20 protein-coding genes and 2 pseudogenes are annotated in these 24189 nt (G+C 68.9%); 11 read left to right on the plus strand and 11 right to left on the minus strand.

Features of this window, described 5'->3' with window-relative positions; all coding sequences use genetic code 11:
• Together I0Q12_RS25100 and I0Q12_RS25105 are read left to right on the plus strand one after the other, a co-directional pair.
• Positions 1 to 1007, plus strand: a 1007-nt coding sequence (locus tag I0Q12_RS25100) for an aldehyde dehydrogenase family protein (RefSeq protein ID WP_231611386.1), incomplete at its 5' end; no start/stop codon positions are given.
• A 70-nt stretch (positions 1008 to 1077) separates the two neighbouring features.
• Positions 1078 to 2124 carry a spirocyclase AveC family protein gene (locus tag I0Q12_RS25105; RefSeq protein ID WP_197255783.1) on the plus strand — a complete coding sequence of 349 codons (1047 nt, stop codon included), beginning with the start codon at positions 1078 to 1080 and terminating at the stop codon, positions 2122 to 2124.
• Positions 2125 to 2201: 77 nt separating this feature from the next.
• Here I0Q12_RS25105 and I0Q12_RS25110 read toward each other — a convergent pair whose 3' ends face one another.
• Positions 2202 to 2882 carry a hypothetical protein gene (locus I0Q12_RS25110; RefSeq protein ID WP_197255785.1) on the minus strand — a complete coding sequence of 227 codons (681 nt, stop codon included), beginning with the start codon at positions 2880 to 2882 and terminating at the stop codon, positions 2202 to 2204.
• A 78-nt stretch (positions 2883 to 2960) separates the two neighbouring features.
• Between I0Q12_RS25110 and I0Q12_RS25115 the strand changes: the two genes are divergently transcribed.
• The 4 genes from I0Q12_RS25115 to I0Q12_RS25130 all read left to right on the plus strand — a co-directional run bounded on the left by I0Q12_RS25115 (position 2961) and on the right by I0Q12_RS25130 (position 6946).
• Positions 2961 to 3803 carry an enoyl-CoA hydratase/isomerase family protein gene (locus I0Q12_RS25115; protein ID WP_374068782.1) on the plus strand — a complete coding sequence of 281 codons (843 nt, stop codon included), beginning with the start codon at positions 2961 to 2963 and terminating at the stop codon, positions 3801 to 3803.
• Positions 3800 to 4606: an enoyl-CoA hydratase/isomerase family protein gene (locus I0Q12_RS25120; protein WP_197255790.1), complete on the plus strand. Its 807-nt coding sequence runs from the start codon at positions 3800 to 3802 to the stop codon at positions 4604 to 4606. Before I0Q12_RS25115 ends, I0Q12_RS25120 begins: the two co-directional genes overlap by 4 nt.
• 160 nt (positions 4607 to 4766) lie before the next feature.
• Positions 4767 to 6491: an acyl-CoA synthetase gene (locus tag I0Q12_RS25125; protein ID WP_197255791.1), complete on the plus strand. Its 1725-nt coding sequence runs from the start codon at positions 4767 to 4769 to the stop codon at positions 6489 to 6491.
• Between the two features lie 74 nt (positions 6492 to 6565).
• A complete protein-coding gene (locus I0Q12_RS25130) occupies positions 6566 to 6946 on the plus strand; it encodes a DUF1622 domain-containing protein (RefSeq protein ID WP_197255793.1) in 381 nt (126 codons plus the stop codon).
• Positions 6947 to 6952: 6 nt separating this feature from the next.
• Here I0Q12_RS25130 and I0Q12_RS25135 read toward each other — a convergent pair whose 3' ends face one another.
• Genes I0Q12_RS25135 through alaS form a run of 4 tightly spaced genes read right to left on the minus strand, consistent with a single transcriptional unit; the run spans position 6953 to position 12822 of the window.
• Entirely contained in the window at positions 6953 to 7786 is an 834-nt protein-coding gene (locus I0Q12_RS25135) for a shikimate dehydrogenase (protein ID WP_197255795.1), read from the minus strand.
• Positions 7776 to 9635, minus strand: coding sequence for an endolytic transglycosylase MltG (gene mltG / locus I0Q12_RS25140; protein WP_307846515.1), 1860 nt, complete (start codon positions 9633 to 9635; stop codon positions 7776 to 7778). Before mltG ends, I0Q12_RS25135 begins: the two co-directional genes overlap by 11 nt.
• Positions 9632 to 10153, minus strand: a complete 522-nt coding sequence (gene ruvX, locus I0Q12_RS25145) for a Holliday junction resolvase RuvX (protein ID WP_197255797.1) — start codon at positions 10151 to 10153, stop codon at positions 9632 to 9634. Before ruvX ends, mltG begins: the two co-directional genes overlap by 4 nt.
• 2 nt (positions 10154 to 10155) lie before the next feature.
• On the minus strand, positions 10156 to 12822 hold the full coding sequence (gene alaS, locus I0Q12_RS25150; RefSeq protein ID WP_197255799.1) for an alanine--tRNA ligase: 2667 nt from the start codon (positions 12820 to 12822) through the stop codon (positions 10156 to 10158).
• A 209-nt stretch (positions 12823 to 13031) separates the two neighbouring features.
• On the opposite strand from alaS, the gene I0Q12_RS25155 reads away from it, so the two are divergent.
• Positions 13032 to 13274 carry a hypothetical protein gene (locus tag I0Q12_RS25155; protein ID WP_197255801.1) on the plus strand — a complete coding sequence of 81 codons (243 nt, stop codon included), beginning with the start codon at positions 13032 to 13034 and terminating at the stop codon, positions 13272 to 13274.
• Here I0Q12_RS25155 and I0Q12_RS25160 read toward each other — a convergent pair.
• Positions 13271 to 14677, minus strand: a complete 1407-nt coding sequence (locus tag I0Q12_RS25160) for a replication-associated recombination protein A (protein WP_197255803.1) — start codon at positions 14675 to 14677, stop codon at positions 13271 to 13273. The genes I0Q12_RS25155 and I0Q12_RS25160 overlap by 4 nt on opposite strands.
• A 159-nt stretch (positions 14678 to 14836) precedes the next feature.
• Between I0Q12_RS25160 and I0Q12_RS25165 the strand changes: the two genes are divergently transcribed.
• Entirely contained in the window at positions 14837 to 16456 is a 1620-nt protein-coding gene (locus I0Q12_RS25165) for an alkaline phosphatase D family protein (protein ID WP_307846517.1), read from the plus strand.
• 25 nt (positions 16457 to 16481) lie between these two features.
• Here the strand turns inward: I0Q12_RS25165 and I0Q12_RS25170 are convergent, their stop codons facing one another.
• Both I0Q12_RS25170 and aspS read right to left on the minus strand, forming a co-directional pair.
• A complete protein-coding gene (locus tag I0Q12_RS25170) occupies positions 16482 to 17651 on the minus strand; it encodes a kinase (RefSeq protein WP_231611388.1) in 1170 nt (389 codons plus the stop codon).
• A 314-nt stretch (positions 17652 to 17965) separates the two neighbouring features.
• On the minus strand, positions 17966 to 19774 hold the full coding sequence (gene aspS / locus I0Q12_RS25175) for an aspartate--tRNA ligase (RefSeq protein WP_197255807.1): 1809 nt from the start codon (positions 19772 to 19774) through the stop codon (positions 17966 to 17968).
• 140 nt (positions 19775 to 19914) lie between these two features.
• Here aspS and I0Q12_RS25180 point away from each other — a divergent pair, with 140 nt between their 5' ends.
• The gene (locus tag I0Q12_RS25180) at positions 19915 to 20826 is read left to right on the plus strand and encodes a neutral zinc metallopeptidase (RefSeq protein ID WP_197255809.1); all 912 of its coding nucleotides are present in this window, start codon (positions 19915 to 19917) and stop codon (positions 20824 to 20826) included.
• Between the two features lie 619 nt (positions 20827 to 21445).
• On the opposite strand, the gene I0Q12_RS33880 is transcribed toward I0Q12_RS25180, so the two are convergent.
• Together I0Q12_RS33880 and I0Q12_RS33885 are read right to left on the minus strand one after the other, a co-directional pair.
• A complete protein-coding gene (locus I0Q12_RS33880) occupies positions 21446 to 21946 on the minus strand; it encodes a macro domain-containing protein (protein ID WP_248675025.1) in 501 nt (166 codons plus the stop codon).
• A 21-nt stretch (positions 21947 to 21967) separates the two neighbouring features.
• A pseudogene (locus I0Q12_RS33885) lies at positions 21968 to 22909 on the minus strand (ADP-ribosylglycohydrolase family protein); the annotation flags it as partial.
• Between the two features lie 64 nt (positions 22910 to 22973).
• On the opposite strand from I0Q12_RS33885, the gene I0Q12_RS25190 reads away from it, so the two are divergent.
• The gene (locus I0Q12_RS25190; protein ID WP_197255813.1) at positions 22974 to 23654 is read left to right on the plus strand and encodes an NUDIX hydrolase; all 681 of its coding nucleotides are present in this window, start codon (positions 22974 to 22976) and stop codon (positions 23652 to 23654) included.
• Between the two features lie 58 nt (positions 23655 to 23712).
• Positions 23713 to 23904, plus strand: a complete 192-nt coding sequence (locus I0Q12_RS25195) for a hypothetical protein (protein WP_197255815.1) — start codon at positions 23713 to 23715, stop codon at positions 23902 to 23904.
• A 9-nt stretch (positions 23905 to 23913) separates the two neighbouring features.
• Here I0Q12_RS25195 and I0Q12_RS25200 read toward each other — a convergent pair.
• Positions 23914 to 24189 (minus strand): annotated as a pseudogene (locus I0Q12_RS25200) (hypothetical protein); the annotation flags it as partial.

Raw genomic sequence — 24189 nt, forward strand, 5'->3', positions numbered from 1 at the left:
TGATCACGCCCTTCAACTTCCCGTTCTTCCTCAACGTCTTCAAGGTGGCCCCGGCACTCGCAGCCGGATGCACCGCAGTGCTCAAGTGCTCGCCGTACACCCCCTTCGAAGCACTCGTCTTCGGAGAGGTCGCCGAGGCCGCGGGTCTTCCCGACGGCGTGCTGAACATCATCACCGGCGACGTCGAGGCGGGCGCGGCACTGACCACAAATCCCGGTGTCGACATCGTCAGCTTCACCGGCAGCGACACCGTGGGCACCAAGGTCTACGGGCAGAGCGCCCAGAGCTTGAAGAAGGTCGTCCTCGAACTCGGTGGCAAGTCCGCGAACATCCTCCTCGACGACGCCGACCTCGACGACGTGATGCAGAGCGTGCTCGGCGGCTTCATCACGCATGCAGGACAGGGCTGCGCCCTGCTGACACGGATCCTGGTCCACGAGTCCCTCCACGACGAACTCGTCGCCAGGGTCAAGATGGCACTCGACTACGTCACGGTCGGCGACCCGGCCGATCCTGCGGTGACGATGGGCCCGCTGATCCGGGAGACACAGCGCCGGCGTGTGGAGGAGTTGATCCGGGTCGGCCAGGACGAGGGTGCGGAAATCGCCTACGGCGGTGGCCGTCCGGCGGGATTGGACAAGGGCTTCTTCGTCGAGCCCACCCTGTTCGTCGGCGTCGACAACTCGATGCGCATCGCGCAGACCGAGGTCTTCGGTCCTGTGGGTGTGGTCATCCCCATCCGGGACGACGAGGACGCGGTCCGAATCGCCAACGACAGCCCCTTCGGTTTGGCGGGCGGGGTGTGGTCGTCCGACCCGCTCCGCGCTCACGGCATCGCGCGTCGGCTGCGTACCGGCATGGTCGTCGTCAACGGCGGTGGTGGCGGACTGAGTCCCGACGGGCCGTTCGGCGGGTACAAGCGCAGCGGCATCGGCCGCGAGTTCGGCGCGGCGGGACTCTCGGAATTCTTGCAGCACAAGACAATCCAGTGGCCGGCCGCGCGATGACCATCACCGTCGAGCGCGCCGACGCCACGGCGCCCCCTCACCCCACTCGTACAGGAGGGAAACCAGCACGATGGTGAATTCGACAGGCAAGACGACGAGCGAGGACACGGTCGAAGCACCCGCCGCGACGACCGCGCTCGAGAGCAGCCCCGCGGGGCGCGATTCTCCCCCGATCGTCTGGCTGGCCCGGGTGGGCGCACTGATCGTCGCGCTCCAGGCCGTCATCTACATCCGGTGGATACTCTCCGACGGGTTCACGCCGACGCCGCCGGGTGCCGATCCGGTGCCGACACACACCGTCTGGATCATCAAGATCGCCGAGGGGATCTGCGTCGTCGGCACCATCGCCTCGATCATCTGGCTGGTCCGCAAGACCCGCAGGGAAGGCAGGTTCCCCACCATCGGGGTGTTCCTGGTCGCGTGGCTGCTGGCCGCCTGGCAGGACGTCGGCGTCAACGCGGTCCGCCCGGTGTTCGGCTACAACACGGAGTTCTTCCAGATGGGTACCTGGGCCGAGTTCGTACCCGGCTGGGTGAGCAAGGGCCCGGAGACCCCGGCACCGATCCTGTACACACTCGGTGACTACTTCCTGTTCTTCCCGCTGGCCGTCCTCGGGATCAACGCACTGGTCGAGCGTGCCCGCAAACGGTGGCCCCGGCTGAACAAGGCCGGCATCGTCGCCGGGTTGCTGCTGCTGTTCCTCGTCCTGGACACCGTCGGCGAACAACTGCTGCAGCGCCAAGGGTTGTGGACGTACTTCCGGGTCAACGAGACGTGGTCGCTCTTCACCGGCACCATCAACCAGTTCCCCCTCTACGAGAACGTCGTGTTCGGCTCGATCGTGATGGTGCTCTCGATCTGCATCTACATCTTCCGGCGCAAGGACGGCGGACTCATCTCCGACGCCGGGATCGAGCGGCTCCGGACCAAGCGGGGCGTGAGCATCATCCGCATCCTCGCGCTGACCGCGGTGATCAACGCGATCATGCTGGTGTTCAACCTCGGCTACAACCTGGTCAACCAGCACGCCGACATCACTCCGCCGTCGGTACCGAGCTATCTCCACGTGGAGATGTGTGGCGTTCCCGGCAACCCGCCCTGCCCGCCTCCCAGGTGAGCACGCACGCAACAGGGATGGACGGCACGACGGCCGGGGTGCAGTGCACCCCGGCCGTCGCCGCCTCCGACGAATCCCTACCCGGTCGCGTTCCGTCGCGTGCCGTACCGCGTCCCGGCAAGTCTTCCGACGTCGGCGGCAACGGTGTTGACGACGCCCGTGCACAGCACGTCACCGTCGAGCAGCAACCGCGCCGTGGAGTCGATGCCGCGCTCCCCCACCGTTCGGTCGATGGTGAATTGCAGTTCCGTCGCCAGCGGCGTGGGCCGCCGGTAGGTCACCGTCAACGATCGCGTCTTGCCCGAAACACCGACCGCGCAACTCTGGTGCTGGGTGACGGAGTCGAAGAACACCCCGAGAAATCCCCCGTGGACCAGGCCGGGCGGACCCTCGAAAGCCAGCGGGAAGGTGACACGGCCCTCGGCACGGTCCGTGTCGAGCCGGTCGAAGACGTACTCGGGAAAGCACGGGTTGAACGCACCGATGTCGTACGCGTGGTCGACGTAGACGCGGCGGGCATCGTCGGCGTCGGGACCGATTCGCGGCCGCTGGTCCGGGGGCGCCACGGACGCGAGGTCGCGCTCCCAGTCGGCGAGCCGCGCGGCCATCTCGTCCAGGACCGGGTGCGGATCCTCGAGCGACATCACGAGCCCGACGAGACGGCGCAGCGCGGGCGCGACCGCGAGCTGCTGTGGCAGGGGTTGCGCCCCATAGGAGATCCGTCCGGCCTCCACGACCCGACCCTGGTGCTCGCCCATGAATTTCCTTCCCTCCGACCCCGCCCCCCTGTTATCTTCGGACGGAGTAACGGTATCAATTACCGTAATACAAACAGTATCAATCCGGGAGCGGATGTGACCACAGCGAACCGAGATGCCTGGCCCGGCACCGGTGGTGCCGTGACCGCGCACCGCGAGGATGCCGTCCTGCACCTCACGCTGGATCGCACCGACCGTCGAAATTCTCTGAGCCAGAACATGATCGGTTCCCTCGTCGATCAGCTCACGCACGCCGCCTCGGACGATACGTTGCGCGCGATCCACCTCCGCGGGGCCGGCGACGACTTCTGCGCCGGCGTCGACTGGGTTTCCCGCAACACCGACGGAACGCGCCCGCGCGCAGGCGATTTGGTTCGACGCATCCCCCACGCCGCGCACCGCGTGATCGAACTCGTGCACACCGTCCACCTCCCGGTCGTGTGCAGCGTCCGGGGCTGGGCCGCCGGCCTGGGCTGCAACCTGGCGCTCGCCGCCGATTTCACCGTCGCGGCCGACGATGCCGTGTTCTGGGAGCCGTTCGTCGCACGCGGCTTCAGCCCGGACTCCGGGGCGACCTGGCTGCTGCCCCGGCTCGTCGGGATCGCCCGGGCCCGTCGCATGCTGCTGCTCGGCGAGAAGGTCCCGGGCGGTACCGCCGCCGATTGGGGCCTGATCCACGACGCGGTTCCGGCGGGCGATCTCGACACCGCGGCGGGCGAACTGCTGGACCGCCTCGCCTCCGGGCCGACCGTCGCACTGGGCCTGACGAAACAGGCACTGGCGCACGCTCAGCACGCGACACTCACCGAGTCGATGAACCAGGAGCTGTTCGACCTGGAGTTGGCTTGCCGAACAAGCGATTTCAAGGAAGGCCTTGCCGCGTTCCGGCAGCGGCGCAACCCGGAGTTCGAGGGTCGATGAGGCAGGGGGCAGCCGTGGGCACCGCATTCGAGACCATCCAGCTCGACGTCGCACCCGAGGACAAGGTCGCGACGATCACCCTGAACCGGCCCGAACGTCTCAACGCGTTCGATCGGCGGATGTGCGAGGAGATGGCGCGGGCGTGGCGCCTGGTCAAGTTGGACGACGACGTCCATGCGATCGTGCTGCGAGCGGCCGGCACCCGTGCGTTCAGCGCCGGACTCGACATCAAATCGAGCTACGGGCAGCCGAACAGCGTGTGGCACCACGAGGATCCGGGTGAGCTGCTCAGCCCCAAGTGGCAGAAAATGTGGAAACCGGTCGTGTGCGCGGTGCAGGGCATGTGCACCGCCGGCGGGTTCTACTTCGTCAACGAATCCGACGTGGTGATCTGCTCGTCGGACGCCACCTTCTTCGATTCGCACGTCTCGACCGGCCTGGTGTCGGCGCTCGAGCCGATCGGGCTGATGCGGCGCGTGGGTCTCGGCGAGACACTGCGGATCGCGTTGACGGGCAACGCCGAACGCGTCGGAGCCGACACTGCACTGCGGATCGGGCTGGTTTCGGAAGTGGTTCCGCCGGAATGCCTGTGGCAGCGGGCCCACGCGATCGCGGCCACCATCGCCGCGAATCCGCCCGCGGCGACGCAGGGCACCGTCAAGGCCATCTGGGAATCGCTCGACAAGCCCTATCGCGCCGCCCTCGACCACGGCCTGATCTACACCCGCCTCGGCAACCCGCTCGGCAGAGCCCAGCTCGCGGAGACCCCGGACGGCGACGGCCGGACACCGCGGATCCGCTGATGAACACGGTCGTCACCTGCGCGAATCCACATATCGACGACCCGGGCCTGCGGTATCGTCCGAGGAACTGTACGACCGACGGTTCGCCGTTCGGGGGGACCGCAGCATCGGGCACCACGCTGCTGTAGTGCATTCGCCGGCATCCATCCGAGGAGTTGCAGTGCCACACACGAACGGGACCGAATCGGGCTCGACACCAGTCGAATTCACCCTCGATCGAGCGGCGAGCATCGTCGCCGCCGCGATACCCGACCGCGAGATGATCGTGCAGGGCGACCGCAGGTTCACCTTCGCGCAGGTCGACGAGCGCGCCCGACGCTTCGCGTCGTTCCTGCATTCGCAGGGACTGGGCTGCCACGCCGAGCGCGCCGACCTCGCCCCGCACGAGGTCGGGCAGGATCTGTTGGGATGTCTGGCCTACAACGGCAACGAGTACATCGAGGGACTGCTCGGCGCGTTCCGCGCCCGGGTCGCGCCGTTCAACGTCAACTATCGCTACACCGGCAGCGAACTCGCTCAGCTTCTCGCCAACTCGGAGGCGACGGCGTTGCTCTATCACGCGGCGTTCGCCCCGACGGTCGCGGCGGTGCGGTCGAGCCTGCCGTCGCTGCGCGTGCTGATCCAGATCGCCGACGGCTCGGGCAACGAACTGCTCGACGGCGCCGTCGACTACGAGACCGTGCTCGCCGAAAGTTCCCCCGAACCGCTGCCGATACGATCCACCCCCGACGACCTGTACGTCCTCTACACCGGCGGCACGACCGGCATGCCCAAGGGTGTGCTGTGGCGTCAGCACGACATCCTCATGGCCGGCTGCGGCGGCAGGAACATCTACAACGGAGAACTCGTCGACTCCTACGAGCGCATCGCCGCGAACGCGGTCGCGAATCCGGGGCTGCGGATGATGATCCTGCCGCCGCTGATGCACGGGGCCGCACAGTGGGCCGCGTTGACCGCGGCCCTCACCGCACAGACAGTGATCTTCTCGACGGTGCCGGATCATCTGGACGGCCCCGAGGTGGTCCGCACGATCGAACGGGAGAAGGTCGCCGTCGTGACCGTGGTCGGCGACGCGATGGCACGACCGCTCGCCGCCGCGATCGAGGACGGCGACGCCGACGTGTCGTCGCTGGTCCTCGTCGGGAACGGGGGCGCGGTGCTGAGTCCGACCGCCAAGGAACGTCTCATCGCGGCGATGCCGGGCGTCGTGGTGCTCGACGGCGTCGGGTCGTCCGAGACCGGCGCGCAGATGCAGCACACGTCCATGACCGGTGCCGTGGCGACGGGCACGTTCCGCGGCGGCCCCGACACCTGCGTCGTCGCCGAGGATCTCGACGGTGTCCTCGAGCCCGGCCACGACGGCATCGGCTGGCTCGCGCAGCGGGGGTTCGCACCGCTGGGTTACAAGGGCGATGCCGCCAAGACGGCGGCGACCTTCCCCGTCATCGGGTCGATCCGGTACGCCCTACCGGGTGATCGTGCCCGTCACCTGGCGGACGGCAGCATCGAACTTCTCGGCCGCGACTCGGCGACCATCAACTCCGGCGGGGAGAAGATCTTCGCCGAGGAGGTCGAACTCGCGATCGTCTCCCATCCCGACGTCGTCGACGTCGTGGTCGCGGCGCGCCCGAGTGAACGGTGGGGACAGGAGGTGGTCGCGATCGTCGTACCCGCCGAGGACGCCGAACTCGACGCCGCCGGCGTCATCGAGCACGCCGCGCGGTCGATCGCCCGGTACAAGTTGCCGAAGGCCGTCGTGTTCCGTTCCGAGATCGCCCGCAGCCCGGCCGGGAAGGCCGACTACCGGTGGGCGCGCGCACAAGCGGTGGCGGACGATGCGCGCACCGTCGACGACACGAACACCGCACGAGAGTCGGTGAGGTAGCGCGCTTCCCGCCCACATCCGGGCTGTCGTGGTCACAATGATCCGGACACGCGGCAGCGCCGGAGGGAGTGTGCATGGACATCGCCGAGGTGATGGACACGGTCGGCTCGGTCATCGACGTGGTCGGGGTGGCCGTCATCGTCGTCGGTGCGCTCGTGTCCAGCTGGATCGCGTACGACACCCGCCGGCGCACACCCCGAGCACCGATCTACGTCGCGTATCGCCGCAATCTGGGCCGGTCGATCCTGCTGGGTCTCGAATTCCTGGTGGCGGCCGACATCATCAAGACCGTCGCCGTCACCCCCACCTTCACGTCCGTCGGGGTGCTGGCGATCATCGTCCTGATCCGCACGTTCCTGAGCTGGTCCCTGCAACTCGAGATCGACGGCCGCTGGCCGTGGCAGAAACCCGTCTCGGACGATGCCGCGGGCCCGAGGACCCCGCTACCGTCGTGAGACTCCCTACAGGCCGACGGCCTTCGCCATCTCGTCGCGCGGTGCGGGACGGCCCGTGAACTGTTCGACCTGACCGAACGCCTGGTGCAGCAGCATGTACAAGCCGGACACGACGACGCTGCCCCGGGCCTGCGCCGCCGACGCGAGCGGCGTGGGCCACGGGTCGTAGATCGCGTCGAGGATGAACGGGGCGCGCGCCAGAACGTCGGCGAACGGTGCGGCGCCCGCGGCCGGGACGGTCGACACCAGGGCCCCCGCCTCGGCACACACGTCGCCGAGGCCCGGATCGTCGAATGCGACCCACCGCGGCGTGACCCCGACGGCTTCGGCGCAGTCGAACGTCTCGGTGGCGCGAGCCTCCGACCGGGCGACGACGGTGATCTCCCGAACGCCGAGGGACGCCAGTCCGACGATGGCCGGCCGGGACGTTCCGCCGTTGCCGACGACGACAGCGGAACGGCCGGTGAGGTCGGTGACGCCGATCGTGCCGAGCGCGCCGGTCACGCCGTCGACGTCGGTGCAGTCGGCACGCCAACCGCTCTGGGTGCGGACGAGGGTGTTCGCCGAGCCGATGGTCACCGCTCGGTCGGTGCGTTCGTCGGCGTAGGCCAATGCCGCGAACTTCCCGGGCATCGTGACCGACAGGCCGACCCATTCCGGGCCCAGCGAGTCGACGAATGCGGGAAGCTGCTCGCCGGCGCACTCGATCCGGTCGTACGTCCAGTCGGTCAGGCCCAGGGCCCGGTAGGCGGCCAGGTGCAGCAGCGGCGACTTCGAATGCTGGATCGGGCTGCCGAGGACCGCGGCCTTGCGCGCACCGGTCGGGTTGTCATCTACCACTGTCGAGAATTCCGCTTTCCAAGGCTCGTTCGGTGTTCACGAGGTGCTCCTCGTAGTTGTCGGCGAACAGGGTCGTGCCCTGCGCGTCGATGGTCACGAAGTAGATCCAGTCGCCCGGCTCCGGGTTCTCCACGGCCTGCAACGCACCGATGCTCGGCGACGAGATCGGCGTCGCCGGCAGGCCGGGGCTCGCGTAGGTGTTCCACGGAGTCACCCGTTCCCGGTCCGCATCGGTCGTGGCCAGTTCGGTTTCGTCGAGCGAGTAGTTGACCGTCGAGTCGAACTGCAACGGCATGTCGATCGCGAGCCGGTTGAGGACCACGCGCGCGACCTTCGTGAAATCCGGAGGGAGCGCTTCACGTTCGACGAGGGACGCCGCGACGAGCAGTTCGTAGGGCGACAGACCGGCCTTGGCGGCGGCCTCGGCGATCCCCGTGCGGTCGTACTGCTCGGCGCTGGCCGACACGAGCTTGGCGAGCACCTCGGTGGCGCTGGCGGACGGATCGAAATCCCAGCTTCCCGCCGCGATGAGCCCTTCGAGCTGCCGATCACGGTCCGGCACACCGGTGACCGCCTGGCGTGCCCACGCGGGAACTCCGAGCGCGGCGAGATCGGTGCTCGCGCCGGCTCGGTTGAGTTCGTCGTATGTCAGGCAGTGGGAGGTTCCGCTGTCCTCGTAGCAACTCGCTTCCGCGATCAGCGTGTAGATCCCCTTGCGGACCGCGCCCGTGTTGACGTCGCGAATGTCGTGCAGCTGGCGGCCTTCGGACACGACCAGCGCACCGACCCGGGATGTCGGATCGACAAGTTCGGCGACGGCCTCGACAGCCGGGAGGTTCGTCGCGAGAGCGTAGAAGCCCGGTTGCAGCGAGTTCATCCCGGTGTTCTGCACGGCAGCATTGAAGAACGCGGACGCGCTGGCGACGACGCCCTTCTCGGCGAGTTCGACGGCGATGTCGTCGGCGGTTTCACCCGAGCGGACCTGCACGATGACGGCCGGACCGGCGGGGCCGGTGAAGTCCGGGGGCAGGTCGGGACCGACGATCTTCTTGTACACGAAGAAGCCGCCGCCGACGGCGAGGACGAGCAGCAGCGCCACGGCGAGCGAACCGATGACCCGCCCGCGCTTCTTCCGTGCGCCGGCCTCCCGTTCGTGTGCGCGCCGCGCCGGGGACACGCCCACCGCGGCCGGTTCGGCGCGCTCGGCGTCGGGCCACGGTGTGGGTTCGTTTTCGTAGGGTGCGGCGTAGGGGTCCTCATCGGCATAGCGGGCTTCCTCGCCGGCACTGTCTCCCCGGCCGTAGACCTCGGCGCGATCGGCATAGCGATAGCCGCCGACGTACTCGTCGTCGTCGTAGCCGTCGCCCCTGTAGTCGTAGGCGTACCCGTCACCGCTGTAGTCGGCCTCGGCGGTGCCGACCTGATAACCACCGTCGGCGGCGCCGACCTGATAACCACCGTCGGCGGTGCCGACCTGATAGCCACCGTCGGCCGAACCGACCGCATAACCACCGTCGGAGGTACCGAACGCGTAACCACCCTCAGAGGCGTAGCCACCGTCGGCGGCGCCGACCTGGTATCCACCGTCGGCAGCGCCGACCTGGTAACCAGCGTCGGCGCTCCCGGTGCTCGGCGGCGGGCCGTCGAACACACCCTCCTCGAAGTGCAGAACCGTCGTCGGTTCGTCGTCGGGGCGTGTTTTCGGTCGGAGCTCCTGCTCCGGCTCCGAGCGGATTCTGTCGAAGGCGCCACCGACCTTCCGGCGACCGTCCACGGGTTCTTCCCCGAAACCGTCACCGAAGAAATGCTGCTGTGTTGCCTCGTTGTCGTCGTCGGACCGTCCGGTCACCGGCCACCCCCCTGGTCGCCGTCCTCGGCCACGTTCAAAGCTGCACTCCGCTCGTCCAACCAACCCTGCAAGATGGCGACGGCCGCGGCCTGGTCGATGACCGGCCGTGCACCGCGCGCGCTGACTCCGCTTTCGCGGAGGGCTCGCGCCGCAGTGACCGTGGTGAAGCGTTCGTCGGCCATCCGTACGGGAACGTCGGGAAGTTGCCGCCGAAGCCGGCGCGCGAAGTCGCTCGCCAGTTTCGCAGCCTTGCCGGGCTCACCGCGCAGCGTCTGCGGCAGACCGACGATAACCTCAACGGCTTCGTATTCCATAACGATTTGGATAATGCGCCGGATGTCGGGCGCGTCGGGCCCGCGGTCCTTGGACCGCGGGACCGTCTCCACCGGAGTCGCGAGGATGCAGTCGGGGTCGCTCGAGGCGACCCCGATCCGGACGCTGCCCACATCGATGCCGATGCGGCGGCCGCGTCCGGGGTCGTCGTCGCCCGGGCGATCCGGGCCGGCGACTGCCGCCACGGTCAGCCGGCCAGCTCGCGCAGTCGCGCCCGGAATGCTTCGAGCGCCGCGGGGATTCCGGAGGCATCCGAACCCGAGCCCTGGGCCATGTCCGGCTTGCCGCCGCCGCGGCCGCCGATCGCCGGTCCGAAGCTCGACACCAGCTCGCCGGCCTTGATGCCCTTCTCCTGGGCCGCCTTGGTGGTGGCGACCACGAACGGAACCTTGCCGTCGGCGCTGCCGAGCAGCAGCACGACAGCGGGTTCGCTGCCGAGGCGACCACGCACGTCCGTGGCGAGGCTGCGCAGGTCGTTGCCCGCGACGCCCTCGGGTGCCGCTTCGGCGATGACCAGGACATCTCCGATCCGCTGGGCCTTCTCGGCGAAGGTGCCGGCCGACGCGAGGACCGCGGCGGCGCGGGTCTTCTCGAGTTCCTTCTCGGCGACCTTGAGACGCTCGATGAGCGATTCGACGCGGCCGGGCACTTCTTCGGACGGCACCTTCAGGGTCGAGGACAGACCGGCGAGCAGTGCGCGTTCCTTCGCGAGGTGCCGGTAGGAATCGAGACCGACGTAGGCCTCGACGCGACGGACGCCGGAGCCGACGGACTGCTCCCCGAGGAGGGTGACGGTGCCGACGTGCGACGAGTGCTGCACGTGGGTGCCACCGCACAGTTCCATCGAGAACGGTCCGCCGATCTCGACGACGCGCACTTCGTCGCCGTAGTTCTCGCCGAACAGCGCCATCGCGCCCATCTTCTTGGCCTTGTCCAGGTCGGTGACGAAGGTGTTCACCGGGAAGTTCGCGGCCACGGCCTCGTTGGTGACGGCCTCGATGTCCTGCTTCTGCTGCTCCGACAGGGCGCCCGGCCAGGAGAAGTCGAAGCGCAGGTAGCCGGGCTTGTTCAGCGAGCCGGCCTGCACGGCGTTGGGGCCGAGAACCTGCCGCAGCGCGGCGTGCACCAGGTGCGTGCCGGAGTGGCCCTGGGTGGCACCCTTCCGCCAATCGGGGTCGACCTGCACGAGGACGGTGTCGCCCTCGGTGACCTGACCTTCGAGCACCGTGACCTTGTGCACCCACAGCTGCTTCGCGATCTTCTGCACGTCGTTGACCTTGATGCGCAGTCCGGTCGCGGTGATGGTGCCGATGTCGGCGATCTGGCCGCCGGCTTCGGCGTAGAGCGGGCTGCGGTCGAGGATCAGCTCGACGTCCTGGCCTGCCTGCGCGGCGTGGAGGCGTTCGCCGCCGGTGATGACGGCGAGCACGTTCGCCTCGGACACCAGTTCGGAGAATCCGGTGAACTCGGTGGGTCCGCGGTCGAGCAGTTCCTTGTACACGGTGAGGTCGGCGTGCGCGTGCTTGCGGGCACGGGCGTCGTCCTTGGCGCGCTGGCGCTGCTCGGCCATGAGCGACCGGAAGCCCTCTTCGTCGACGGACAGGCCGGCCTCGGACGCCATCTCCAGCGTCAGGTCGATCGGGAAGCCGTAGGTGTCGTGCAGCGTGAACGCCTCGGCCCCGCCGAGCACGGTCCGACCTTCGGACTTGACCGCCTCGACGGCACCCTCGAACAGCTTCGAGCCGGTGTCGAGGGTCTTGAGGAACGCCGTCTCCTCACCGACCGCGACCGTTTCGATACGCGAGAAGTCGGTGGCCAGCTCCGGGTAGGACGGGGCCATCGTGTCGCGCACGACAGCCATGAACTGCGCCATCGTCGGGGCGGTCGCGCCGAGCAGGCGCGCCGAGCGCACGATGCGGCGCAGCAGCCGGCGCAGCACGTAGCCGCGGCCGTCGTTGCCGGGGTTGACGCCGTCGACGATGAGCATCGCGGCGGTACGAGCGTGGTCGGCGATGACCCGGAATCGCACGTCGGAGGCGTGCTCGGCGCCGTAGCGGCTGCCGGTCAGTTCCTCGGCCTTGTCGATGACGGGACGGAGCAGATCGGTTTCGTAGACGTTCTCGACGCCCTGCAGCAGGAAGGCGACGCGCTCGACGCCCATGCCGGTGTCGATGTTCTTCTTCGGCAGCGGCCCGAGGATCGGGTAGTCCTCCTTGGCACCGCCCTCGCCGCGCTCGTTCTGCATGAACACGAGATTCCAGATCTCGATGTAGCGGTCCTCGTCGGCTTCCGGGCCGCCCTCGACACCGTATTCCGGGCCGCGGTCGTAGAAGATCTCCGAGCACGGGCCGCACGGGCCGGGGATGCCCATGGACCAGTAGTTGTCCTTCATGCCGCGCCGCTGGATGCGTTCCTCGGGCACACCGACCTCGTCACGCCAGATACCGAACGCCTCGTCGTCGTCGAGGTAGACCGTGGCCCAGAGCTTCTCCGGGTCGATGCCGTAGCCGCCCTCCTCGACAGACCCGGTGAGCAGCGACCAGGCGTGCTTGATCGCCTCGCGCTTGAAGTAGTCGCCGAAAGAGAAGTTGCCCGCCATCTGGAAGAACGTGTTGTGGCGGGTGGTAATGCCCACCTCTTCGATGTCGAGGGTGCGCACACACTTCTGCACCGACGTGGCCCGCGGGAACGGCGGGGTCTGCTGACCGAGGAAGTACGGGACGAAGGGGACCATGCCCGCGTTGACGAACAGCAGATTCGGGTCGGCGAGGATCAGCGAGGCGCTGGGCACTTCGGTGTGGCCGGCCTTCACGAAGTGGTCGAGAAAGCGCCTGCGGATCTCGTGGGTCTGCACGTCATGGTCCTTCGGGGTCTGGCGGTGTGGTGTGTGCCCGCGGTAGGGCTGCCGACTCCGACGAATCGGCCATCGTTCAGCTTATCGCGACTTCCGAAGGCAGCGTCGGTCCCCTCACCGGGACCGCCTTTTCCACGGTGAGGCCGGCTCTCTATCCTTTCGGGCAAGAGAGACATAACGGACTCTCGGTGCCGAAGATTGGAGCATCAGTGTCTGGACAGAACGCGCACGGCACGGACACGTGTGACACGGACAGAGGGGTTGCCGAGCGGGCCCGCACCCTCGCGGACGCACTCGCCGCCTCGCTCGACACGTTGTTCGACCACATCGAGACGACCCGGCGCATCCCGGAGCAGGAACTGCAGCGGCTCACCGAGATCGTGGCCGGCTGGAACGACACCGTAGCGCAGCTCGACGTCGCCGCCCGGCCCGCGGGCGTGACCGCCCTCTAGCCACGCACGATGCGCCGCAGCTTCGGCACCCGCGCTCCCAGTTCCCGTTCCGCGCCGTGCGCGGTGGGCTTGTAGTAGTCCACGCCCACGAGTTCGTCCGGCGGATACTGCTGCGCCAGGACCCCGTCGGGATGATCGTGCGGATAGCGGTAGCCGATCGCGTTGCCCAGCCCCTGCGCCCCCTTGTAGTGGCCGTCGCGCAGGTGCGGCGGCACCGGCCCGGCCCGGCCCGCCTTCACATCCGCGATCGCCGCGCCGAGCGCTGCGGTCACGGCCCCCGACTTCGGTGCCGTCGCGATGTGGATCGTGGCCTGCGCCAGGGCGAGCTGCGCCTCGGGCATTCCGACCTGCTGCACGACCTGCGCGGCAGCGACCGCGGTCTGCAGGGCGGTCGGATCCGCCATACCCACCTCTTCACTCGCCTGGATCATCAGCCGCCGCGCGATGAACCGGGGGTCCTCCCCCGCGACGATCATCCGCGCCAGATAGTGCAGTGCCGCGTCGACGTCCGAGCCGCGTAGCGACTTGATGAAGGCGCTGGCCACGTCGTAGTGCTGGTCGCCGTCGCGGTCGTAGCGGACCGCGGCCTTGTCGATGCTCGATTCGACGGTCGGCAGATCGATGACCGCGTCGCCGCCGGCAGCCCGATCCACCGCCGTCTCGGCCGACGCCTCGAGTGCCGTCAGCGCCCGCCGAGCGTCACCGCCGGCGAGCCGCACCAGGTGCTCGAGCGCATCGTCGGTGATCGCGACCGTGTCGGCGAGCCCGCGCGGATCGGTGCGGGCACGTTCGAGCAGGGCGCGGATGTCCTCGGGCGAGAGCGGCTGCAACTGCAGCACCAGCGACCGCGACAGCAGCGGCGCGACCACGGAGAACGACGGGTTCTCGGTGGTGGCCGCGACGAGCAGCACGATGCGGTTCTCGACGGCGGCCAGCAGGGCGTCCTGCTGGGTCTTCGAGAACCGGTGGACCTCGTCGATGAACAGCACGGTCTGCTCGCCCTGGGCAAGCCGACGCCTCGCGAGTTCGATCACGCCGCGCACGTCCTTGACGCCGGCGGAGAGCGCGGACAACGCCTCGAATCTGCGGCCGGTGGCCCCGGAGATCAGCGAGGCGAGCGTGGTCTTGCCGGTGCCGGGCGGCCCGTAGAGCACGACGGACGCCGCGCCCGAACCCTCCACCAGCCGTCGCAGCGGCGCCCCCGGCGCGAGCAGGTGCTGTTGCCCGACGACCTCGTCGAGACTGCGCGGGCGCATCCGGGCCGCGAGCGGTGCGCCCGGGCCGCTGGGCCCGAGGTTCGCGCGTCGGATCGACGGCTCGGGTTCCGGTTCCGGCGCCGTCGGCGCCTCGAACAGGGCATCCGGAGAAGCGGCAGGATCGTCCGCCCCGAAGAGATCACTCACGTCCACGACGCTACAAGGCCCGGCGGACACGCGGCACGGGCCGCCACCGCGCGTGAACATCGGGGATACCCGTGTGTCGGTCTTTACCTCGACCCGAGGGTGTGGTCGGATCGGCCGGTGCCCCCTACTTCGCCAGGCCCGCGCGTTCCCAGGCGGGTTGTGCTGCGTTCCGGCGCGATCGCCGTCGGCGTCGCCGCTTTCGGGACGTCCGTTCCCGCGTCGGCAGTCCCGGCCGCGTTCGCGCACGGCATCGCCTCCGGAGATCCGCTTCCCGACCGGGTGATCCTGTGGACCCGGGTCACCCCGTCCCCCGAGTCGACGCCCGGCTCCGGGCTGGGCCCGGACACCGCGGTGCGCTGGGAAGTCGCGTCCGACGAGAGTTTCCGCGAGGTGACCGCGTCCGGCACGGTCACCGCGACCGCGGCGGACGACCACACCGTGAAGGTCGACGCGACCGGGCTCGACCCGGACACCACCTATTTCTATCGGTTCACCGTGGTCGGATCCGGCGCGGTCTCCCCGATCGGGCGGACCCGCACGGCACCCGCCGACGACACCAGCCCCGACCGGCTCCGGTTCGGTGTCGTCTCGTGCGCGAACTGGGAGGACGGCTACTTCTCCGCGTACCGGCACCTCGCGGCCCACACGGATCTCGACGCGATCGTGCACCTCGGCGACTATCTGTACGAGTACGCGACCGGCGAGTTCGCGCCGCGCAGCGGGCCGGTGCGACGCCATGCGCCGCTGCACGAGACCGTCACGCTCACCGACTACCGCATCCGGCACGGCGAGTACAAGACCGATCCGGACGTTCAGGCGCTGCACGCGCGGCTGCCGTGGATCGTCACGTGGGACGATCACGAATCCGCGGACAATGCCTGGTCCGGCGGCGCCGAGAACCACGAGCCCGCGATCGAAGGCTCCTGGGCCGATCGCATCGCCGCGTCCCGCCGCGCGTACCTGGAATGGATGCCGGTGCGGACCACGGGCGCGGACCCGCGGTTGTATCGGCGGCTGCGGTTCGGTGACCTGGCGGAACTGTCGATGCTGGATCTGCGCAGCTACCGATCCACGCAGGCCCACTTCGGTTCGGGCGTGCGGGCGGTCGACGACCCGGCCCGCACGATCACCGGTGCCGAGCAGATGGCCTGGCTGACCGCCGGGATCACCAGCTCCCCCACGCGCTGGCAGCTCGTCGGCAATCCGGTGATGTTCTCACCGCTGCTGGTGCCACCACTCGATGCGCACACGACGGCTGCGTTGACCGAGCTCCTGGGCGTCCCCTCGACCGGAGTTCCCGTCAACCTGGACCAGTGGGACGGATACGCCGCCGACCGCCGTCGGGTGCTCGACGCGATCACCGCGGCCGGGCGCCGCAACGTCGTGTTCCTCACCGGTGACATCCACACGTCGTGGGCGTGCGACGTCCCGGTCGATCCGGCCGCCTATCCGGCGGCGGGCACCGCCGCGACCGAACTGGTCGTCACGTCGGTGACCTCGCAGAACATCGACGATCTTCTCGGCATCCCGCCGCGCACGTCCTCTCCCGGCATCGAGTCGGCGATCCGCGAGCTCAACCGTCACGTGCGCTATGTGGAACTCGACTCGCACGGTTTCGCGGTCCTCGACGTCACGCCCGACGCCGTGCAGATGGACTGGATGTACGTGCTGGATCGGGCAGATCCGGCGACCCCTGCGCGGTACGGCGCGAGCATGCGGGTGGCCGCCGGGTCGGCTCGCGTCGAGCCGGCGGCCCCACTGGGCGATGTCGTGCGCTGACGAGCGCCTGACGTACGCGCCCTGTCTAGACGTCCTCGCGACGACCCCGGATGCACGCCAACACGTCGTTCGCGTGCTCGGCGACGTCGTCGTGTCCGGTAGCGGCGGCGAAACCGGCGAGCAGCGACCACCGCGCCTCGAGCGCATCGAGCCGGTGCACCGACAGCTGGTGTGTCCGCACCGACGCGATCCGGGCGTGGTCCTCGGGGAGGTACAGCTCGGTGCTCAGCCACACGCAGGCGAGCTGCGCGTCGAGCAGACGCGTGACGAACACTTCGTCGAACGCCAGCTGCGGCCACATCGCCACGACCTCGGCGCGCCACGCGTCCGCCATCGCCCGGACCCGGTCGGGGGTCAGCGGTGCGGTGCACAGGCAGGCGGGGAACGAGGTGAGCGCGTAGGCGATGTCGAGGGTGGCGTCCCGGAAGCCGCCCCACTCGTAGTCGAGGAACTGCACACCTTCGTCGCCGACGACGATGTTGTCGGGGCACAGCTCCGACGGGCTGAAGGCGCGGAACCGTCCGCCGGTGAACAGGTTGGCGGCCCGGTCCGCACGGTCGAGCACGGACTGCGGGACGGTGAGCCCGAAGTCGTGGGCGAGCAGGTCGGGCACCGCGCGGATGGCCTGCACCGCCTGCTGGGCCATCACGTCCGCACAATTGCCGATGTCGGCGCGGCGCAGCAGCGCGGCGAAGTCCTCTTCGCGGCCAACGGTCGCGGCGTGCATGCGGCCGAGGGCCTGCGCCAGGGCCATCAGGGTGTTGCCGACGGTGTCGGCGTCGCCGCTGCGCAGCAGCGAGGCGAGCGGGGTCGCGTCGCCGAGATCGCTGAGAACGAGCAGGCGGGTTTCGAAATCGTAGGCGAGCAGTTCGGCACCGGGCCGGTTGTCCTTCGCGAGGGCGGTCGCGAACTGGTAGGACACCGCCTCACGCAGGAACGCGACCTCCTCGTCGGTTTCGGCGCCGCGGAAGTCGACGTGTCCGATACCGCGGGTGCGCGGCAGTTGCTTGAGGACCAGGGTCCGGGGAAGTGAGAAGGGATTGGCCGCGACTCGCACGCGGAGGACGGTGGAGAGGCCGCTGCCACCCAGGTCCACGGGGTCGGCGAGGGTCACCGGCGCACCGGTGCGCCGGGTGAGCAGCTTCTCCGCCGCCTGAACAACCTCTGAAATGGGGTCTGCCAATGTTGCAGTCATCGCCTCACAATCTACCTGGTGTGAGGCTCGGGCAGGTCCTGCAGAAGTCTCGATCCGACTAGGACCTAAGGTTCGAAGGACACGGAACGGACGCACGATTCCGCAGGTCCGTCACGGTCGACGCTCCGGCGGACGGAACGACGGATCCGGCCGGTCGAGGTCCGGATTGCCCGGGTCCGTGGCGTGTCGGCGCAGGACGTCGACACGCCACGGACCGGCAGGTCCCAGGGGGCACGGACCGGCAGGTCCCAGGGGGCACGGACCGGAAGGTTCCAGCGGTACGGCCCCGAGGTCCCGGCGCGGACCGGTCGCTTCTACTGGGCCGAGATCGCGGAATCGTCCTTCTTCGCCGCGTCCTTCTTCGGCTCGGGCTTGAAGTCCATGCCGGACTCCTTGCGCTGGGCCTCGCTGATCGGGGCGGGCGCGTCGGTCAGCGGGTCGACGCCGCCGCCGGACTTCGGGAACGCGATGACCTCGCGGATCGAGTCCACTCCGGCGAGCAGGGCCGTGATGCGGTCCCACCCGAACGCGATGCCACCGTGCGGCGGGGCGCCGTACTTGAAGGCGTCGAGCAGGAAGCCGAACTGCTCCTGCGCCTCCTCCTCCGAGATGCCCATGACCTTGAAGACGCGTTCCTGCACGTCGGGGCGGTGGATACGGATCGAGCCGCCACCGATCTCGTTGCCGTTGCAGACGATGTCGTAGGCGTAGGCCAGGGCTGAGCCGGGATCGGTGTCGAAGGTGTCGAGGAACTCGGGCTTCGGCGAGGTGAACGCGTGGTGCACCGCCGTCCACGCGGACGAGCCGAGCGCGACGTCGCCGGACGCGGTGGCATCGGCGGCGGGCTCGAACAGCGGCGCGTCGACGATCCACACGAACGCCCATGCCTTGGGGTCGATCAGGTCGAGCTTGCGGGCGATCTCGCCGCGCGCGGCGCCCAGCAGCGCGCGCATCGGCTTGGTGGCGCCGGCGGCGAAGAAGATACAGTCGCCGGGCTTCGCGCCGACGTGGTCGCAGAGACCGGCGCGCTCGGCGTCGGTGAGGTTCTTCGCGACCGGACCGGAGAGTTCGCCGTCTTCGCCGACCAGGACGTAGGCCAGACCCTTCGCGCCGCGCTGCTTGGCCCATTCCTGCCAGGCGTCGAGCTGGCGGCGGGGCTGGCTCGCGCCGCCCGGCATGACGACGGCGCCGACGTACTCGGCCTGGAACACCCGGAAGGTGGTGTCCTTGAAGAAGTCCTTGCACTCGACCAGTTCGATGTCGAACCGCAGATCCGGCTTGTCGGAACCGAACCGGCGCATCGCCTCGGCGTAGGTCATGCGGGGGATCGGAGTCCGGAGTTCGAAGTCCACGAGCCGCCACAGGGCGTGCAGGATCTCCTCGGCCAGCAGGATCACGTCCTCCTGGGTCACGAAGGCCATCTCGACGTCGAGCTGGGTGAACTCGGGCTGGCGATCGGCGCGGAAGTCCTCGTCGCGGTAGCAGCGGGCGATCTGGTAGTACCGCTCGATGCCGCCGACCATGAGCAGCTGCTTGAACAGCTGCGGGCTCTGCGGGAGTGCGTAGAAGTTGCCGGGCTGCAGGCGCGCGGGCACGACGAAGTCGCGGGCGCCCTCGGGCGTGGAGCGCGTCAGCGTGGGCGTCTCGACCTCGACGAACGAGTGGTGCGCCAGGACCGCGCGGGCCGCGGCGTTGACCTTGCTGCGCAGGCGGATGGCCTTGCCCGGTCCTTCGCGACGCAGATCGAGGTAGCGGTACTTCAGGCGCGCTTCCTCACCGGCCTGGTCGTCGAGCTGGAACGGCAGCGGCGCAGCCTCGTTGAGCACCTCGAGCTTGGTCGCGTTGACCTCGATGGCACCGGTCGGAATGTCGAAGTTCTGGTTGCCGTCGGGCCGCACCTCGACCACACCGGTGACCTTGACGCAGAACTCGGCGCGCAGGCGGTGGGCCTGTTCGAGAACCGCGGCGTCGCGGAAGACGACCTGGGAGACACCGGATGCGTCACGCAGGTCGATGAAGATCACCCCGCCGTGGTCGCGCCGCCGGGCAACCCAACCGGTGAGGGTGACGGACTGCTCGGCGTGCTCGGCTCGCAACGAGCCGGCGAGATGGGTGCGCAGCACGGAATTCCTTTCGAAATGATCAACGAGGTTCTTCGTCGGCTGTAATCCTACGAAAGACACGAGGGCGACGAGGACACCCGTACCCGATTCGACGTGCCAAGCTTGTGCGGCTGTAGCACCTGCAACAAGAAGGCGATGCGATGACGTTCAACGACGGGGCACGGATCGAGGCGGGCCGGGTCCGCCAGGGCGGCGGCGGACGCGGCGGCAAGATCGCCGTCGGCGGCGGCGTGGGCGGCATCCTCGTGCTGATCCTGGCGCTGCTGTTCGGTGGAGATCCCGGCTCGCTGCTCGGATCGGGCACGGTCGATCCGAACACCCAGGCCGGGGCCGGGACCCTGGAGGGCTGCGAGACCGGTGCCGACGCCAACGAGGATGTGGACTGCCGGGTCGCCGCGACCGTGGGCAGCCTCGATCTGGTGTGGGAATCGCAGCTGCAGGCGCAGACGGGCGTGCGCTACGTGCGTCCCGAGGTCGAGATCTTCTCCGGCGCGACATCCACCGGGTGCGGCAACGCCACCAGCGACGTCGGCCCGTTCTACTGCCCGGCCGACCAGACCGCGTACTTCGACACCAGCTTCTTCCAGGAGCTCGTGACCCGCTTCGGATCGAGCGGGGGCCCGCTGGCGCAGGAGTACGTCGTCGCCCACGAGTTCGGACACCATCTGCAGACGCAGCTCGGCGATATCGGCCGCGCGCAGGCCGACCCGCGCGGCCCCGAGTCCGGTGCGGTGCGCACGGAACTGCAGGCCGACTGCTACGCAGGCGTGTGGGCGTACCACGCGGACAAGATGGCGGACCCGAACACCGGTCAGCCCTTCCTCGTCCCGCTCACCAACGACGACGTCCGTGACGCGCTCTCCGCGGCCTCGGCGGTCGGCGACGACCGCATCCAGGCGGCCGCGACGGGTCGGGTGAATCCGGAGGGCTGGACGCACGGTTCGTCGGAGCAGCGTCAGAAGTGGTTCCTCGCCGGTTACCGCACCGGCCAGGTCGCTGCGTGTGACACCTACTCGGCGTCGGACCTCGACAATCCGCCGGCGCTGCGCTGACCTGCCGTACGCCGCAACAACGAAGCCGGGTGCTCGAACGAGCATCCGGCTCTTGCGTTTTCGGGACCGTTTCGACGCTTTCCCACGAATCGTTCGGAGAGGTCGGAAGATCACTTTCCACTATCCTGGAAGATCAGTTTCGTCCTGCCGGGAAGTTCGGTTTCCGAATGCAGAAGATCAATTACGGTCGAATCACGATCGGAATTACACGAATGGCATTTGTCCCTGAACGAACCGCGACGTCCGTGCGGAATCCGACAAAATGCTCGGAAGCAATCTCTTGCCGGAAAACAAAAGAGACCTGCAGGTACATACCTGCAGGTCTCTGATGCGCTAAGACTACTGGCTGCTCAGGCCCGAGAAGAAGTCGAGGGCACCGAACAGGTCGGCGGCGTTGCTGAAGATGTCGGCCAGCGTGGCGAGATCGAGCACGGGTAACTCCTAATTGTGATCTTGTATTTCAGTGACGCCGTCGTGCGCCGCATCAATTGTTACCTCGATCCCGCATTGTGCGCAATTCGGAGACATTTGCGAAAACTCGGACACGATTCGATTAATTATGATTGCGATCACATTTTGTGGCCGATTGCGGCAGGCCCGGCGTAACCTTCGCCTTTTTCTACCCGACTTCCCGGCGCAGCAGCGCGGCCGCGCGAGCGTCGGCCGCGACCAGCGTCACCTGCTCGAGCGCGGTGTGCACCTCGGTGAGAGCGGCGACGGCGTGGCGCACCGCGTCGTCGATCGGCCAGCCCGCGGCACCGCCGGCGATCAGCGGAAAGGCGACCGTCCGGGCGCCCACCGCTTCGGCGGCCGCCAGGCTTCGCGTATACGCCGCGCGCAGCTGCGCAGTGCGATCCTCGGAGTGCGAATAGCGCGGACCCACCGTGTGGACGATCCACGTCGCCGGGAGGTTGCCGGCAGTCGTCGCCACGGCGGCACCCACGCTCAGCCCGTGCGGCAGGGTGGTTGCGCGCAACGTGTCGCAGGCTGCGCGGATCGCCGGTCCACCGGCCCGGTGCACGGCCCGATCCACGCCGCCGTCACCGCTGAAATTCGGGTCGGTCGGATTCACGAGGGCGTCGACGCGCAGGGTTGTGATGTCTCCCTGCACCACCCTGATCCGGCGCCGCGGATCGGTTCCCCGCGGGCCGCCGTTCACAGTGTCCAGCGCGAGCCGGATCAGGTCGTCGGCGGTGTGGCCCGGCCAGCCGTGCAGCATGCGACGCCACCGTGCCGGGATCGCCGCGGCGCCCCATCGCGCTCCGAGCAGCCCACCCGCGATCGCGGCGGTGGTGTCGGTGTCGCCGCCCGCCCGCACCGCGGCCTCGAGCGCGCCGCGCAGGTGCTCCTCGCCGGCACCGGAGGTGGTGGTGATCGCCCACCACGCGGTCTGCAGGGCGTGTACGACCCAGCCGTTGTTGGCGAAGTCGGCGGGCGTGCCGCGTTCCGCCTCGTCGAGCAGCGGGCGCCAGAAGTCGGCGACCTCGGGTGACGCGATCTTCAGGAAGCCGCGCACACCGTCGAAGGTTCCGTACAGCACCGCGTGCCGGATGGCGTGGGACCACAGGCGGCACGCCTGTTCCGCGGTCGGATCGTCGTGCGTGAGCGCGCTGATCTGCGCGGCAGCTTCGAGGCATCCGGCCCCGTCGTCCAGATAGGCGAGTGCGACGGGAGCGGTACGCATGAGCGATCCGTTCCCCGCTTTGCGGCCGGTCAACGCCCGGGCATGCGCCTGCATGGTGGCGGCGTCGCCCGCGCGACGACCCAGGACGTTGCGCGTCTGGTTGCCGATGTCCTTCGGATTCGAGTCGTACCAGCGGACGAACTCCGCGGCGACCGCATCGAGGCCGCGGCCGCGCCCGATGTCGACGCCGGTCGCCGCGACGGACGCGATCGCCAGGGCCATGGCGGTGTCGTCGGTCCACTCCCCCGGCTCCCACGCGAACGTGCCGCCGCCGATCATGTCGATCCTCGTGACGGCCGAGGGGTAGGTGAATTCGTAACCGGCCCCGAGGGCGTCGCCCGCGGCGGTTCCGAGCAGTACCCCGACGGCCCGATCCCTCTGCTGTGCAGTCACATTCATTGCAGCCTCCTCATTAGATCAAGATTGCGCTAAGGTTAGATCAGCATTGCGCTAATATGCAAACGTGAGTGCACCGAAGGATCGGGCGGGCAAGACCCTCGCCGACTACGACCGCCCCTCCGTCGCCGTCGATGTCGCGGTGCTGACCTGTCTGGACGGCGAGCTACGGGTCCTGGTCGTGGATCATCATCTCGGCGGTCGCGCTCTCCCCGGCACATTCCTGCACCGCGGCGAGCGTCTCGTCGACGCCGCCGAGCGCGCACTCCGGGACAAGGCACACATCACCGGCCTGAAGTTCCACCAGCTGCGGATGTTCGACGATCCCGACCGCGACGAACGCGGCTGGGTGATCTCGATGGCGCACACCGCCGCGGTCCCCGTCACCGACCTGCCCGACGACGCGACACTACACGTCGTCCACGGCGGCACGGTCGACGGTGATCTCGCGTTCGACCACGCCGATATGGTGCGGCTGGCCGTCGACGACCTGCGCGCACGCTACGCGGCACAGGTCGACCCCGATCGGCTGCTCGGCGAGGAGTTCACCGTGCTCGATCTGCGCCTGCTGTACGAGGCGATCTTCGACCGGCCGCTGCAGAAGGACTCGTTCCGCCGCCACGTCGTCGCGGCCCTCGACAGCACCGGACGGCTGTCGAATCCCGGGCACGGCCGGCCCGCCGAACTGTTCCGCCGACGCGGGGCCGCACAGCTTCCGGCGCAGGCCGCGGTCCTGCTCACCGGCTGAGTTTGCCCCGGGCGGTCCGCGGGTATCTGGCTCACGCCGAGCCGAGGAGGGCAGCACTGTGACACAAGCGGACGACAGCGGTCCGGGGACACGAGCCGACGACAAGGGTCCGGGCCACGAGCTCAGCGGCATCGTGGACGACCTGGAACGCAAGATAGAGCGTGAGCGCGACGAACGCGATGTTCCGGGGAGCAGGTCCGACCGGGAAGATGTCGAACCCGTCGAACCCGGGGACGAGGCACCCGACTGAGCCGTGAGGTCAGGACCTCCGCGCCGCCGTGAACAGTGTTACGAGAATTGCGATGCCGCTGCCGACGATGACCAGCCCCAGCAGGATTCGCACGACGAGCGGCCAGTCGAACGCGTCGGCCCCGAAGTCGAACGGGAACACCTGCCAGATCCGCAGCAGCGCGACGAGACCGACCGCCGTGGTGGCGATGTCACCGAGCGCCTTAAGCCACCGCGGATCCCGCACCAGATACACCAGATTCGCCACGAGACCGACAACGATCGAGGCGTTGACCCATCCCAGCAC

Source organism: Rhodococcus sp. CX, assembly GCF_015865005.1.
GTDB lineage: Bacteria > Actinomycetota > Actinomycetes > Mycobacteriales > Mycobacteriaceae > Rhodococcus.